At 65.4% G+C, this 14,195-nt stretch carries 12 protein-coding genes; 5 read left to right on the top strand and 7 right to left on the bottom strand.

Annotated elements, in window-relative coordinates; all coding sequences use genetic code 11:
- The first annotated feature begins 100 nt into the window (after positions 1-100).
- On the top strand, positions 101-970 hold the full coding sequence (locus O6P39_RS19095; protein ID WP_275608016.1) for a carboxylate/amino acid/amine transporter: 870 nt from the start codon (positions 101-103) through the stop codon (positions 968-970).
- Complete coding sequence (gene rarD / locus O6P39_RS19090; RefSeq protein WP_275608015.1) at positions 967-1,878, top strand: EamA family transporter RarD; 912 nt, start codon at positions 967-969, stop codon at positions 1,876-1,878. The genes O6P39_RS19095 and rarD overlap by 4 nt, the downstream gene beginning before the upstream one ends.
- A 39-nt stretch (positions 1,879-1,917) precedes the next feature.
- Here rarD and O6P39_RS19085 read toward each other — a convergent pair whose 3' ends face one another.
- The 4 genes from O6P39_RS19085 to O6P39_RS19070 all read right to left on the bottom strand — a co-directional run bounded on the left by O6P39_RS19085 (position 1,918) and on the right by O6P39_RS19070 (position 5,282).
- Positions 1,918-2,526 carry a C40 family peptidase gene (locus tag O6P39_RS19085; RefSeq protein ID WP_275608014.1) on the bottom strand — a complete coding sequence of 203 codons (609 nt, stop codon included), beginning with the start codon at positions 2,524-2,526 and terminating at the stop codon, positions 1,918-1,920.
- 344 nt (positions 2,527-2,870) lie between these two features.
- Positions 2,871-3,278: an NUDIX domain-containing protein gene (locus O6P39_RS19080; protein ID WP_275608013.1), complete on the bottom strand. Its 408-nt coding sequence runs from the start codon at positions 3,276-3,278 to the stop codon at positions 2,871-2,873.
- Entirely contained in the window at positions 3,275-3,820 is a 546-nt protein-coding gene (locus tag O6P39_RS19075) for a dihydrofolate reductase family protein (protein ID WP_275608012.1), read from the bottom strand. Before O6P39_RS19075 ends, O6P39_RS19080 begins: the two co-directional genes overlap by 4 nt.
- A gap of 97 nt (positions 3,821-3,917) precedes the next feature.
- Positions 3,918-5,282: an MFS transporter gene (locus O6P39_RS19070; RefSeq protein WP_275608011.1), complete on the bottom strand. Its 1,365-nt coding sequence runs from the start codon at positions 5,280-5,282 to the stop codon at positions 3,918-3,920.
- A 157-nt stretch (positions 5,283-5,439) separates the two neighbouring features.
- Here O6P39_RS19070 and O6P39_RS19065 point away from each other — a divergent pair, with 157 nt between their 5' ends.
- On the top strand, positions 5,440-6,777 hold the full coding sequence (locus O6P39_RS19065; protein WP_275611987.1) for a DEAD/DEAH box helicase: 1,338 nt from the start codon (positions 5,440-5,442) through the stop codon (positions 6,775-6,777).
- A gap of 59 nt (positions 6,778-6,836) precedes the next feature.
- Here the strand turns inward: O6P39_RS19065 and O6P39_RS19060 are convergent, their stop codons facing one another.
- The gene (locus O6P39_RS19060) at positions 6,837-8,501 is read right to left on the bottom strand and encodes an MFS transporter (RefSeq protein WP_275608010.1); all 1,665 of its coding nucleotides are present in this window, start codon (positions 8,499-8,501) and stop codon (positions 6,837-6,839) included.
- A gap of 220 nt (positions 8,502-8,721) precedes the next feature.
- Between O6P39_RS19060 and O6P39_RS19055 the strand changes: the two genes are divergently transcribed.
- Positions 8,722-10,029: a phospholipase gene (locus O6P39_RS19055; protein WP_275608009.1), complete on the top strand. Its 1,308-nt coding sequence runs from the start codon at positions 8,722-8,724 to the stop codon at positions 10,027-10,029.
- Between the two features lie 71 nt (positions 10,030-10,100).
- On the opposite strand, the gene O6P39_RS19050 is transcribed toward O6P39_RS19055, so the two are convergent.
- Complete coding sequence (locus O6P39_RS19050; RefSeq protein WP_275608008.1) at positions 10,101-10,364, bottom strand: DUF2790 domain-containing protein; 264 nt, start codon at positions 10,362-10,364, stop codon at positions 10,101-10,103.
- Between the two features lie 387 nt (positions 10,365-10,751).
- Positions 10,752-12,899 carry an FUSC family protein gene (locus O6P39_RS19045; RefSeq protein ID WP_275608007.1) on the bottom strand — a complete coding sequence of 716 codons (2,148 nt, stop codon included), beginning with the start codon at positions 12,897-12,899 and terminating at the stop codon, positions 10,752-10,754.
- Between the two features lie 348 nt (positions 12,900-13,247).
- Between O6P39_RS19045 and O6P39_RS19040 the strand changes: the two genes are divergently transcribed.
- Positions 13,248-14,195, top strand: coding sequence for a LysR family transcriptional regulator (locus tag O6P39_RS19040; RefSeq protein ID WP_275608006.1), 948 nt, complete (start codon positions 13,248-13,250; stop codon positions 14,193-14,195).

Raw genomic sequence — 14,195 nt, 5'->3', positions numbered from 1 at the left:
CCTTTTTCGTTTCTGCCTTTCGCAGGCGGCGGGCGCGCAGCCCTTTTCTCCAGAGTGAGACTGGCGCTATGGTGCTTGCCCCGTTCCGGTCGCATCCCTCATGCCATACCTGCTTTTCGTTACCGTCCTCTGGGCGTTTTCCTTCAGCCTGATCGGCGAGTACCTCGCTGGGCAGGTCGATAGCTATTTCGCGGTGCTGACCCGTGTCGTGCTCGCCGGACTGGTATTCCTGCCGCTGACTCGCTGGCGCGGCGTGCATCCGCGCTTCGTCGCCGGCGTGATGCTGGTGGGGGCGCTGCAGTTCGGCATTACCTATGTCTGCCTGTATCAGAGCTTCCGGGTGCTCACGGTGCCCGAGGTGCTGCTGTTCACTGTGCTGACGCCGCTGCACGTGGCGCTGATCGATGATGCGCTGAACCGTCGCTTCAATGCCTGGGCGCTGCTGGCTGCCGGAGTGGCGGTGCTGGGGGCCGGGATCATTCGTTACGACGGGGTGAGCGGCGACTACATCGAAGGTTTCCTGCTGCTGCAGCTGGCCAATGCCACCTTTGCCGCCGGCCAGGTGTTCTACAAGCATCTGGTGCAGCGCTATCCCTCGGATATCCCGCAGTTCCGCCGCTTCGGTTACTTCTTCGTCGGGGCGCTGTTGATCGCGCTGCCGGGCTGGCTGCTGTTCGGCAATCCGCAGAAGCTGCCGAGCACCGAAGTGCAATGGGGCGTGCTGGTGTGGATGGGGCTGCTGGCCACTGCGCTGGGGCAGTTCTGGTGGAACAAGGGCGGAACCCTGGTGGATGCCGGCACCCTGGCGGTGATGAATAACCTGCACGTGCCGGTGGGGCTGCTGATCAATCTGCTGATCTGGGGTGAGCAGGCCGATCTGCCCCGCCTGGCGCTGGGTGGTGCGGTGATCGTCGCGTCCCTGGGCGTCAATCGCTTCGGTTTGCGTCGTCACAAGGAGCGTTTCGCATGAATATTTCCGGACGTGGTGTGGCGCTGTCCCTGGCGTCGTCCGTTTTGTTCGTGACCTTGCCGGGCTATATCCATGCGTTGGAGCCGCTGACCAGCATCCAGGTGATCGCTCACCGGGTGGTCTGGTCGATTCCCATGGTGCTGTTGCTGGTGTGGTTCACCCGCCAGGGCGGGGTGTTGCGTGACGCGGGGCGGCGCCTGCTGCGCGAGCCCTGGCTGCTGGCGTGTTTCCCGCTGACGGCGGCGATGATGTTGGTGCAGTGGGGTGTGTTCATCTGGGCGCCCATGGTCGGGCGCACCCTGGAGCTGTCGCTGGGCTATTTCCTGCTGCCCCTGACCATGGTGCTCTGCGGTCGAGTGTTCTACGGCGAGCGACTGACGCCTTTGCAGGCCATCGCGGTGGCCTTCGCCGTCGCGGGTGTGCTGCATGAACTGTGGCTGACCCGGGCGTTTTCCTGGTTCTCCATGATCACTGCGCTGGGGTATCCGCCGTATTTCATGCTGCGCCGCAGGATGGGCGTGGATGCGTTGTCCGGGTTCGTCTTCGAGATGGTCGTGTTGCTGCCGTTCGCCTTCCTGGCGCTGTGGATGACCGGTAGCGGGCAGGTGCTGGAGGAGACGCCACGGCTGTGGGCGCTATTGCCGATTCTGGGGCTGATCAGTGCGCTTGCCTTCGGCGCCATGATGGCGTCCAGCCGGCTGCTGCCGATGGGGCTGTTCGGGATTCTCAGCTATGTCGAGCCGGTGCTGTTGTTCGCCATTGCCGTGCTGTTCCTGGGCGAGGCGTTCAATCCGGCGCAGATCTGGACCTACGGGCCGATCTGGATCGCCGTGCTGTTGACCGGGTGGGATAGCGCGCGATTGCTGCGCCGACAGGCGCGTCGCGAGGCCTTCGAGGTGAAACGCTAGGAAGGGAAGCGCTCTCCCGCAAGGGGAGAGCGCAGGCCGTCAGTCGAAGCGACGGCCGCCGACGTCGGCCTTGGCCAGGGTTTCCGGCAGGATGCGGCGAGCAGCGGTGTAATGGCGCTTCCAGTAGTCGCCATTGAGGTCGGAAACGCGGACCTTCTGGCCGCGGCGCGGCGCATGAACGAACTGGTTGTCGCCGACATAGATGCCAACGTGGTCGACATTGCGGCGATTGTGGATGCGGAAGAACACCAGGTCGCCGGGCTGAAGGTCATCGCGTGCCACCTTCGGGTTGCCGCGCATGCTGTAGATTTCGCGCGCGGTACGCGGCAGGTCGACTTCATCGATGTTCTGGAACACGTAGTTGACCAGGCCGCTGCAGTCGAAACCGCGCTTGGGCGAGGTGCCGCCCCAGCGATAGGGCGTGCCGATCATGCTGTAAGCGCGCTGAGTGACCTGGTGCGCCTCGCTCTTGGCCGGCTTGTCGGCCTGGGGCGTCATGGTCAGCAGGGCGCTGCCCTGGACCGGGACGCGCAGGTCGACCGGAGCAGGGTGGTAGGTGCGTGAGACCTTGGAGGAGGCGGTTGCCTCGGTGGCGGCCAAGAGGGTCGCCAAGCCTATGGAAAGGCATGTCAAAATGTTACGTCGCATTCGGCATGTCTTCTTGCTGGTTGATGTCACCCAGACTCCGCTGGATCGCCGTTGCTTTCGGCGTGGTTTCCTTTTTGTCCGTTCAAAAATTCGGGGCATTTTGAACGAGTTTTCATGACAGTTTTTACCGTCTGTCGATTCTGACGATTGCCATGTGACTTGCCGGAAGTTGCGTGACATGTGAACGGACCCACTGGTCACGACCACGGCTTATAGCTTGAAGCCCTATACCATGCGGGTTTCGGCAATGATGGCGGGGCGCTGTGGCTCTGATGGCGCAAAGCCAGGCGAGGCGCACTGTCGCAGGTAAAAACCCGACGAAATGCAGGTTTTTAGGGGCGGAATCAGCCCAGGTGCTGGAGGAGGGCGGGCAGTACCTGTTCGCGCAGGAGCGGTGCGAGCTTGTGCGGGGTGTTGGCGGCGGGAGCCAGCCAGGCCAGTTCTTCCAGCTCTGCCGCCGGGCTTACCGGGTGGGGCAGGGCGGCGACATAGACCTGCGCGTCGACCCGGGTATCGGGCTCATTGGCGGCGTCGGCCTGGAAATGGCCCAGGGGCGTCAGGGCGTTTTCCGTCAGGCGCAGATTGAGTTCTTCATCCAGTTCGCGCAGCAGCGCCTGTACCGAGGTTTCGCCGGGCTCGTGCTTGCCGCCGGGTAGCATGAAGGCCTGGGTGCCGCGCTTGCGTACCAGCAGCAGGCGGCCGGAGTCGTCGAGCAGGCAGGCGGCAGCGATGCTGATGGTGGCGCGGGTCATGATGAGAGACTTTCCTTGAGGACCTGGTAACGCAGTTGCACGATTCCACTGGGAAAGCTGCGCTGTTCCAGCAGTTGCAGACGTTGCTCGAGTCCGATGCTGAACAGCGGAATGCCGGCTCCGAGCAGGTGCGGAATGATGCTGACGATCAACTCGTCGAGCAACCCCGCGGCGAGAAAGTTTCCTGCCAGACTCCCTCCGCCAACCAACCAGACTCGCTTGCAGCCCTTGGTTTGGAGGGTTTCCAGGGCTTCGCTCGGTGGGCAATGCATCAGCTCGATCTGGGGGCCTGCCAGCGGCAGGTGGTTGGCGCGGGTCAGGACCAGGGTTGGCTTGTTCGGATAAGGCCAGTCGCCTTGGGTCAGGCAGTGCAGGTAGGTGGTCCGCCCCATCAGCAGACCGTCGATGCCCGCATAGAAGGCGCTGTAGCCGTGGTCGTCGGTCGCGCTGTCATAGCCCAGCAGCCAGTCGACGCTGCCGTCGGGGCGGGCGATGTAGCCGTCCAGGCTGGCGGCCACGAAATAAACGAGAGTCGATTGCACCCTGTTTCTCCGTTGCGGAAAGCTCGATCAGAGCATGGCACGGCGACTGCGGGGTGCTGATACGTTCGTCCGATTCCTGCCTACGTTGGGCGGCGTGTCATCCAGCAAGCTCTTCCAGGGTTCGGCCGCGGGTCTCGATGCCGAAGGCCCAGACCACTCCGGCGGCGAGCAGGAAGCACAGCGCACCGAGGGTAAACACGCCTCCCTGGCCGGCCACCGGCAGGATCACGCCGCTGACGGTGGGGCCGAGCAGCGAGCCGATGCGGCCGACCGCCGAGGCGAAACCCGACCCGGTAGCGCGCGCCGAAGTTGGGTAGAGCTCCGGCGTATAGGTGTAGAGCACCGCCCACATGCCGAACAGGAAGAACTGCATGGCCAGGCCAAAACCGATCAGCAGGGCCAGGCTGCCGCCGAATACCGCCGTCTGCCCGTAGGCATAGGCCATCGCACCGCCGCCCAGGAGCATCAGCACGCAGCTCGGTTTGCGGCCCCAGCGCTCGACCAGCCAGGCCGCGCAAAGGAAGCCGGGAATGCCGGCCAGGGAAATCAGCACCGTGTAGTAGACCGACTGGGTTGCGGCGAAGCCCGATTGCTGCAGTAGGGCGCTGAGCCAGGAGGTGAGGCCGTAGAAGCCGAGCAGGGCGAAGAACCACAGACTCCAGACCGTCAGGGTGCGGCGCCGGTAGGCCGGCGACCAGAGTTCGGCGAAGGCGCGGAAGAAGCCCGGCGCACTCGGCTCCGGGCGCGCCAGCGGGCGTGGCTCCGGCAGGCTGCTCAGCTTGAGCGAGGCCATCACCCGGGCCTCGATGCGTTGCAGGGAGCGCTCGGCCTGATCGAGCAATCCGGCCTGCTCCAGCCAGCGTGGCGATTCGGGGATCATGAAGCGGATCGCCAGGACGAAGATCGCCGGGAAGGCCAGCAGCAGGAACAGGCTGCGCCAGCCGGCCACCGGCAGCACGAAGTAGGACAGGCAGCCGGCGGCGATGAAGCCCAGCGGCCAGAAGCCGTCCATCAGCGCGATGTACTTGCCGCGCTTGTGCGCCGGGATCATTTCCGAGAGCAGCGACTGGGCAATGGGGAATTCCATGCCCATGCCGATCCCCAGCAGCACGCGGTAGAGGGTCAGTTGCTGCACGTCGCCGGCGGTGGAGCAGAGGTAGCTGGCGATGCCCCAGAGCACGATGCTCCACTGGAACACCGGCTTGCGCCCGAAGCGGTCGGCGAGCAGCCCGGACAGAGCCGCACCGACCACCATGCCGACGAAGCTGGAGCTGGCCAGCAGTCCGGCCTGGGCGCTGGAGAGGCCGAACTCGGCTTTGATCGAGCCGAGCAGGAAGGTCATCATCGCCAGGTCCATGGAGTCGAAGAAGAACGCCAGGGCGATGATCACGAAGATCAGCCGGTGGTAGGGGCTCAGTGGCAAGCGCTCCAGACGTTCGGCGGCGGTCGGGCGGTGCGTCATCGCGGCGTTCCTTGTGCGGCATTCTTGGGCGTTGCAGCCAGTCTGGGAGTGCCTTGCGGACGCGTCTGTCCCGCACGCGACGTGGGCCATACCGATTGCGACCGGCGAATAAAACCCGCGCATCGGTTACGCTATGCAGCTATTTGGTCTTTACGTGATATCGAGGTCTGCCTTGTTCTCCCAATTCGCCCTGCACGAACGCCTGCTCAAGGCGCTCGATTCGTTGTCCTTCTCCGAGCCGACCCCGGTCCAGGCAGCAGCCATCCCGAAGGCCCTGGAGGGACGCGACCTGCGGGTGACGGCGCAGACCGGCAGCGGCAAGACCGCCGCCTTCGTACTGCCGCTGCTGCATCGCCTGCTCGCCGAGGAGAAGCCCAAGAGTGGCGCCCGCGCGCTGATCCTGCTGCCGACCCGCGAGCTGGCCCAGCAGACCCTCAAGGAAGTGGAGCGCTTCGCCCAGTTCACCTTCATCAAGGCCTGCCTGATCACCGGCGGCGAAGACTTCAAGGTGCAGGGCGCGCGTCTGCGCAAGAACCCGGAAATCATCATCGGCACGCCCGGCCGCCTGAACGAGCAGTTCAACGCCGGCAACTTGCCGCTGGGTGATGTGGAAGTGCTGGTGCTCGATGAGGCCGACCGCATGCTCGACATGGGCTTCTCCGAAGACGTACTCAAGCTCGCCGCGCAGTGCCCGGCGCAGCGCCAGACCCTGCTGTTCTCCGCCACCAGCGGCAGCGGTCTGCACGAGATGGTCGAGAAGGTCCTGCGCGAGCCGGAAAACCTGCAGCTCAACCGCGTCAGCGAGCTGAACGAGGACGTCAGCCAGCAGGTGATCCTGACCGACGACGTCGCGCACAAGGAAGCCCTGGTGCACTGGCTGATCGGCAACGAGACCTACGACAAGGCGATCATCTTCACCAATACCCGCGTCGCCGCCGACCGCCTGACTGGTCGCCTGATCGCCGCCGGGCACAAGGTCTTCGTGCTGCACGGCGAGAAGGACCAGAAGGACCGCAAGCTGGCCATCGAGCGCCTGAAGCAGGGCGCGGTGAAGGTGCTGGTCGCCACTGACGTGGCCGCCCGTGGCCTGGACGTCGACGGCCTGGACCTGGTGATCAACTTCGACATTCCGCGTCGTGGCGACGAGTACGTGCACCGCATCGGCCGCACCGGCCGTGCCGGCGCCTCGGGCACTGCGATTTCGTTGGTCGGCCATGGCGACTGGAACCTGATGTCGAGCATCGAGCGCTACCTCAAGCTGCGTTTCGAGCTGCGCACCATCAAGGAGCTGAAGGGCACCTACAAGGGGCCGAAGAAGGTCAAGGCCTCTGGCAAGGCCGCCGGCACCAAGAAGAAAAAAGATGATGTGAAGAAGACCGGCAGCAAGGCGCCGGCGAAGAAGAAGCCGGCTGCCAAGCCCAAGGCCGGCCCGTCCAAGGTCGTGAGCCAGGACGGCATGGCGCCGCTCAAGCGCAAGAAGCCGGCGGCGGAGTAAGCCTTCCGCGTCACCTGAAACGCCTCCCTGACCGGGAGGCGTTTTTGTTTCTGCGCGGGCTAGCCCAGCGTCTCCGGCGGCGCCTCGTAGCTGCCGGACTCGTAGCTCACCCCGTGGCGGATCACCGGCGGCGCGTCGCCCGCGTGCAGGCTGGTGACGTTGTCGATGATGGTCTTGTCCTCGATGGTGAGACGGTCGAGCATTCGCAGGTGGCTGATCCAGTTGTCCACCAGGAACAGCTCCTGCCAGATTTCCGGGTTGCTCACATCGCGATACAGCGCCCAGCGCTCCGCGCCATTGCGCAGACGCAGGCGGCGTAGCGGCTTGGCGGCGCGGACGAAGTCGCGGGTGCGCTCGGCCGGGATGCGGTACTCGATGGAGACCAGCACCGAACCCCGCTCGGGGTTGAACACGAAGGTCGGCTGGCCCGGCATTCCGCTCGGCGCGCGAGCGATGTTGCTGGCGTCCAGCTCCGGCAGGCGCGAGTTGTACAGCACCGCCACCGACACCAGCAGCAGGCAGCCAGCGGCAATCAGCGCCCCTTGTACGCCCAGTGTCTCGGCGAAATGCCCCCAGAGGAACGAGCCCGCCGCGAGACCGCCATACAGCGCGGTCTGGTACAGCGCCAGCGCCCGCGCCTTGACCCAGTCGGGCACGAGGATCTGCACCGCGGAGTTGTAGGTCGCCACGGCGGCGATCCAGCAGGCGCCGCCAAGGATCAGCGCAGGGAAGATCACCCAGAGGTTGTCGATCCAGCCCAGGGTCAGCATCACCAGTGCCAGCGTGGCGGCGGAAAAACTGATCAGCCGGCTGCTGCCGAGCAGCAGCCGGGCCTTGCTCACCATGGTGCTGGCGACGATGGCTCCCAGGCCCAGGGCGCCGAGCATGTAGCCGTACACCGAGGCGTTGCCGTCGGGATTACGGTGTGCCAGTAGCGGCAGCAGTGCCCAGATGGCGCTGGCGGACAGGCCGAAGGCGAACGAGCGCATCATCACCAGGCGGGTGACGCTGGAATACTGGGTGAAGCGCAGCGCGGCAATCACGCCCTCGAAGATGTGCTCCGGCGGCAGGGTGCGTTTGGGCACCTCGCGGCGCCATTGCCAGATCGCCCAGATCAGCGCGGCGTAGCAGATGCAGTTGAACAGGAACACCCAAGACGGCCCGGTGGCCGACAGCAGCAGGCCGCCAATGGCCGGGCCGACGGCGCGGGCGACGTTGTAGTTGACGCTGTTGAGCAGTACCGCATCGCCCACCATGCGCGGCGGTACCTGCTCGTTCACCGCCGCCTGCCAGGCGGGGATGGTGATCGAGCTGCCCAGCGAGAGCCAGAGGATCGACACGATCAGCATCAGCGGATCGAGGTAGCCGAGGAACGCCAACAGCGTCACCAGCGCGGCGCCGGAGAGTTCGACCGAGAGCCCCACCAGCATGATCTTGCGGCGGTCGTGGTTGTCGGCCAGCACGCCGGACATGATCGACAGCAGCACCAGCGGCAGCGCCGAGGCCACCTGGATCATCGCCACCATCAAGGGGCTGGCGTGAGCTTCCGTGACCACCCAGGCGGCCGCTACCGATTGCGCCCAGGTACCGAGGTTGGCGAACAGGTTGCAGATCCAGATGATGCGGAACGCGGCGATGCTGAAGGGGGCGAGGACGCCGCTGCGGGAGTCGGCTGGATCGGGTTTGAGGGGAAGGTCGTGCTTGGGTGAAACGGACTGCAGCATGGGAACGCCCTTATTTCGAGTGACCGGCCATCAGGCAGCGCCGGTGTCTTTCCATGCCGGGCAAGTGTAGTGGCTGAGGCGCTTCGCGCCATTGATGATGGTCAGCCGTGGCGTTATCGGTGACATACGCTGGCCAACTTCGACAGTGCCGTCGTGGCTCCGGATTGTTAGGCTGCGTCCGAATTTTTCTTCCGCATTGCCCAATAAGAGCGAAAAGCCGATGAAGCGACTCTCCACCTGTCTGCCCACCTGCCTGCTGGCCGGCCTGCTGGCGCTGCCGCAAAGCCTCTGGGCCTGGTCCAATCACACCCTGGGCAGCTACATCGCCCTGCAGCAACTGCCGGCGATCACCCAGGCGCCCGAGGTTGAGGTGGAGCCGCTGGAGAGCTTCATCAGCCAGCAACGGGCCGGCCTGGTGAAGCTGCTGGATGAGCAGGAAACCTATGCCCGCGAACATTTCCGCCAGTACCCGCCGCGCCCGGATGATCTGCGTCTGACCGAGGACGGCCGCGACGACCTGGGCAAAGCCTTCCTCATGGCGCTGCGCCTGAATCCGGAGATCAAGCTGGCCACCGCGGTGCAGCCGCCGCCGGGTGGCGAGCTGCCGGGCCATGTGGCGCTCAAACCGGCCGATGTGCTGGTGTTCCACAATCTGTCCGGCTGGAACCAGTGGCGCTTCGTGCAGTTGCAGGCGGGGGAGAAGATCCCCGCGCTGGACGTGCTGGCCAGCGCCGCCGACGAGCCGGACTTTGGTCACGACATCAACCTGTTCAGCGACAATCCTGGCGAAGTCGGCCAGCGCTACGGCTTCGGCCCGCAGCCGTTCGGCGACCCGCGCTACGAATTCAGCTCCCAGGCGCCGTTCCACATGGGCTTCTACCACGAGGACGCGATCATCTTCACCGGCGCGCCGTACCTGGAGCGCAACTGGCCGGAATGGCGCGCCTACCAGTTCTACGGCCTGGCGCGCTTCGCCTTCGACAAGGGCCATCCGTACTGGGGCTACCGCTTTCTCGGCTGGGCGATGCACTACATCCAGGACATGACCCAGCCGTACCACTCGACGCCGCTGCCGGGTGAAACCACCACCAGCATGCTGTGGACAGCGGGCAAGTCCATGGCCGGCTTCGATGCCGACAAGCAGGCGGCGATCCAGCGCGTGGCGGACCGGCATACGGGTGTTGAGCGTTATCAGGTGGACTGGCTGCGCGAGACGCTGCGCCAGGGCGGGCAGTCGCCGCTCGTGGCGGCCTATGCGGATGTCAGTACCGATGGAAGTTATCCACCGTACTCGACGGAGTATCTGCGCGAGGTGGTGGCGAGCGAGTCCCATGCCCATGCGGCGGCATTCGACGCGGCCATCGGCCATTGGCTGGAGAGTGAAGAGAAGCCGGCGGGGGATTTCAGCGCGGGGAACTCACCGGCGCCGTTCCGGCACGATGAGGCGTTGGATGAGCAGATTCTGCAATTGATCCGGCATTTCGGCGCGCACAGTCGCAACATCGCGAAGGCGGCCCTGCAGCCGTAGTTTCCACGGCTGGAAACCAGGGCACTCCCGGCGCGGCGGCGTGGAGCCGTGCCGGGAATGCACAAGCCTGATCAGCCGCCGGAGCAGCCGTTGCCCCACACCTGGTATTCGACGGTGTGGCGCTGACCCTGGGAATCTTCGTAGGTCATGCGCGCCGGCACGATGCCGCACTGGCTGGAAACGTCGGTGGTGGAGATCACATGGGCGACGTCCAGTTTCATGTCGTAGGTGTACTGCTCCACGGCCGCGCTTTGCGCCTGGTCGCCGGCATTCGCCTGCTCGGCCAGGGCGAGCGAGGAGAAGCCCAGCATGGCCAGGATGACTACAGCTTTCATGAATTTACCTGCCTTGTTCCCGCTGTCCGGACGTGACTCGTCCGTGACGCTGAGCCGGAGCTGCATCGGGAAGCGTTGGGGGATGATTACGGGTGTCGAGTGGTGTTGCGGCGCGCGCTGTAACAGCACGGAAATAATAGGATTTGCCTGACCTGAGTCATATATCCAGGTGCCAACAAGACTTCGTACTCAGAGGCAATAATCCAGGATTGACGCGGGTTGCAGGGCGGGTTCTGCGGTGGGTGGTCGCAGCTTGGTCCCGGGAGCGATGTGGCTGTCGGGTGCGTGGGAGCAACTGTCTTCTATGGTAATTCCGTGCCACTGAATTCCCCTCACCCCAGCCCTCTCCCAGAGGGAGAGGGGTAGGGGCTCGCGAACTCGCGTAACTCAATCGCGCAACGGCGACTGCGGATCGAGTAGCGAGGTGCGGATGAAGTGCAGGTAGCTGCACACCCGCCGCAGCGGCGAGGAGTCGAAGTGCGGCGGCCGGCGATCATCGGTGGAGCGGGTCGCGTGGATGGCGTGCTCAACCGCCGCCAGTGCCCGCTGGCGATTGCTCTCGCTGGGCTGGATGAACAGCCGGATCAGTGCGCGGCCCAACGCACGAATCGCCCGCCGCCAGGGCATGCGCTCGGCGTACCAGGGCTCCTTCGGCAATGCCTCCTGCTCACGGCGCAACTCGATGATCGACAGGCCGATCTCCTGCACCTGGAAAGTCCAGCGCAGCAGCCTGCGCTGCACATCCGGGCGGCCTGTGGATAACCCGTAGGCCTGGTTCAGCAGGTCGCGGGTGCCGCTCTCGAAGCCGGACGACAGGCCTTTCAGCGGATCGCTGATCACCCGCACCACGCGTAGGCGCAGCTCGGCTTCCAGGCGCTCCCACAGCCACGGCCGGTTCGGCGGCAGGATGACGATGGCCGCGACCACCGCCATGCCCATCGACAGCAGCATCGCCAGGTATTCGTTGATGAAGGTGTAGGCGTCGTAGCGGGCGACGTTCGCCGGCAGCGAGGCGATGCAGAACCACACCAGCAGGCCGACGCCATAGCCGCTCCACTTCGGCCGGGAGATGAGGAAGGCGCCGAGGGCGAACACCGGTGCGAGCACGAAGCACAGCAGCGGGAACCCGTCGATGTGCGGCAGCACGCGGAAGGTGATGATGAAGCCGAGCGTCGCGCCCAGCAGGGTGCCGAGGGTCAGTTGCAGTGACAGGCGCTTGGGGTTGGGCGAGGCGGAGGAGAGGGCGGCGATCAGTACCGAGGTGAGCGCGAAGGTGGCGCCGCTTAGCCAGGAGGTTTCGATCCAGAACACGCCGCCGACGATCACCAGCAGCGCGCAACGAAAACCTGCGACGGCAGCGGCAAGGGCGTTGGCCTTGGGCGTGAAGCGCTCCTTCCACTGCTCGCGCTCGTGCTTGTGGGCGGCCAGCGAGGCGTGGGTCTGGGCATAGTTGTGCATGTCGTCGGCGAAGCGGTAGAGCAGCTCGGCGGCGGTCTCGAAATCCAGCTGGTCGGCTTCCCGCGGGCAGGTGTGGCCGAGCGTGGTGCGGGCCTCGCGGATACGCGGCATCAGATGGTGTTTGCACAGTTCCAGCTGCACGTTCAGGCGCTCGGCGTCCGCTTCGCTGAGCGGCCGGCCGTGCCAACTGGCGAGCAGATCGCTGACGTCGATCAGGCACGGCATCAGCACTTCCAGCACGTTGCTGGCCTGGCGCTCGCGCAGGCGGTCGAGCAGGCGCTGCAGGGCATGGAAGCGCGTGGTCAACTGCATGAACTCGCTGTTAAGCCGCGCCAGGCGGCCGCTGCGCAGGCGCATGTGCGGGTCCTCGAAGGCGGTGACGTTGCGCAGGCTTTCCAGGCCCACCACTTCCGCGGCAATGCGTGCGCTGGCCTGCTCGAAGCGTTCGCGCTCCAGCGTGCCATTGAGGCCGGCGCTGGCGAGCCCGGCGAAGTCGCCGAAGCGGGTGTTCAGCGCGTTGCGCAGGGCGGCGGTGCTGGTCTGCGGCAGGACGATGGCGCTGACCACGCCGGTGCAGAGAATCCCCAGGGTGATCTCCAGCACCCGCCACAGCGCCTGCATGAAGGCGCCCTCGGGGTGCAGGGTGGCGGGGATGCCGATCATCACTGCCGTGTAGCCGGCGAGGAGGCAGGCATAGGCGCGAAAATCCCGGTAGCGTGCGGCGCCCGCCGTGCACAGGCCGACCCAGATCGCCACGCAGAGCAGGAACAGCACGCGCTCCTGGGCGAACAGAGCGATGAAGGTGACCATCACCGTCAGCCCGGCGAGGGTGCCGAGGATGCGGTAGAAGCTCTTCGCCAGCACCTGGCCGCTTTGCGGCTGCAGCACGATGAAGGCGCTTACCAGCACGGTGTTGGGCTGCGGCAGCTCCAGGCGGTAGGCCAGCCACAGCGCGGTGAAGGCGGTGATCAGCGTCTTGAGGATGAACATCCAGGTGACGCCGTCGGTGTGCGCCCAGTCGGACAGGGCGAAGCGCAGCGCGGCAGCCTTGGGCAGGCGCACGGAGAGACTGCTCATCAGGCTTATCTCGGCAGGCGTTGTTCGGGGCGGATCGGGTTTTGATAACCCTGTAATTCGAAAGTGGAGCGAAGGGGTGGAAGCACGTTGCACGAAAGGCGGAGCACGGCTGCTTGTCCTGGGAGGTTGCGGGAGACCGCGTTGGGGACGGCGATTCTAGAAGTGCGCCAGGGGCAGGATAAGCTGACGGATGGGCGAATTATTGTTACCTGAAAGTACAATAATCCCCGCCCGGCACCTGTGCGACAATTCGCCGCCTGTCATGAATCTGTAACAAGGCGTTGCTCGGTCGAGCGCCGTTGCAGAGACCGCCCGCCGTGGCGTCTGACAGGCTCTTCAGGAGAAATGATGGACCTGCTGCACAACATGCGTGCTTTCGTCTGTGTCGCCGAGACCGGCAGCTTCACCGCCGCCGCCCAGCGCATGGACCTCACCACCGCGTACGTCTCGCGGACGGTGGCCAAACTCGAAGCGCACCTGCGCACCCGCCTGCTGCACCGCACCACCCGCCGCATCGCCCTCACCGAGGCCGGCCAGCGCTACCTGCAGCGCTGCCAGCAGATCCTCGGCTACATCGAGGAGGCCGAGGCCGAAGCCGGCGACGCCCACGCCCGGCCCCACGGCAAGGTGAAGGTGCATGCCATGACCGGCATCGGCCAGCACTACCTGATCCGCGCGATCTCGCAGTACTGCGAGATCTACCCGGAGGTCAGCTTCGACCTGACCCTGGCCAACCGCATCACCGACATCCTCGACGAGGGCTACGACATCTCCGTGGTCATCGCCCAGGAGCTGCCGGACTCGGGTTTCGTCTCCAAGCGCATCGGCAAGACCTACAGCGTGCTCTGCGCATCACCCGAGTACGTCGCGCGCCATGGCATGCCGCAGAAACTTGCGGAGCTGACCGAGCATCGCTGCCTGCGCCTGGTGAACTCGGTGATGTCCCTGGACAAGTGGCTGTTCGACGGCCCGGACGGCCAGGAGCTGGTCGGCGTCAACCACAGCCATTTCCAGGTCAACACCGCCGACGCCATGACCGAGGCGGTACGTGCTGGCATGGGCATCGGCGCGCTGCCGGTGTATTCCGCCGTGCAGGGCCTCAAGGACGGCAGCCTGGTGCGCGTGCTGCCGGACTACAGCCTGTTCCACCTCAACGTCTACGCGCTGTACCCGTCGCGCCAGTACCTCGACGCGAAGATCCGCACCTGGGTGGAGTTCCTCCGCGATTGCGTGCCCGGCATGCTCGAGGAGCACGAAAGGATGATGGTGCAGCACGGGCGTACTGCTTTGGTCTGA

Source organism: Pseudomonas sp. PSE14 (assembly GCF_029203285.1).
In the GTDB taxonomy this organism is placed as follows: domain Bacteria; phylum Pseudomonadota; class Gammaproteobacteria; order Pseudomonadales; family Pseudomonadaceae; genus Pseudomonas.
Note: the sequence above shows the minus strand (reverse complement) of the source record. Positions and strands in the feature narration are given on the sequence as shown.

Coding starts and splice junctions, on each gene's coding strand:
- O6P39_RS19045 (WP_275608007.1), bottom strand. CDS start 12,899: ATGAGCAGTCTCTCCGTGCGCCTGCCCAAGGCTGCCGCGCTGCGCTTC.
- O6P39_RS19095 (WP_275608016.1), top strand. CDS start 101: ATGCCATACCTGCTTTTCGTTACCGTCCTCTGGGCGTTTTCCTTCAGC.
- O6P39_RS19055 (WP_275608009.1), top strand. CDS start 8,722: ATGAAGCGACTCTCCACCTGTCTGCCCACCTGCCTGCTGGCCGGCCTG.
- rarD (WP_275608015.1), top strand. CDS start 967: ATGAATATTTCCGGACGTGGTGTGGCGCTGTCCCTGGCGTCGTCCGTT.
- O6P39_RS19085 (WP_275608014.1), bottom strand. CDS start 2,526: ATGCGACGTAACATTTTGACATGCCTTTCCATAGGCTTGGCGACCCTC.
- O6P39_RS19080 (WP_275608013.1), bottom strand. CDS start 3,278: ATGACCCGCGCCACCATCAGCATCGCTGCCGCCTGCCTGCTCGACGAC.
- O6P39_RS19050 (WP_275608008.1), bottom strand. CDS start 10,364: ATGAAAGCTGTAGTCATCCTGGCCATGCTGGGCTTCTCCTCGCTCGCC.
- O6P39_RS19070 (WP_275608011.1), bottom strand. CDS start 5,282: ATGACGCACCGCCCGACCGCCGCCGAACGTCTGGAGCGCTTGCCACTG.
- O6P39_RS19040 (WP_275608006.1), top strand. CDS start 13,248: ATGGACCTGCTGCACAACATGCGTGCTTTCGTCTGTGTCGCCGAGACC.
- O6P39_RS19060 (WP_275608010.1), bottom strand. CDS start 8,501: ATGCTGCAGTCCGTTTCACCCAAGCACGACCTTCCCCTCAAACCCGAT.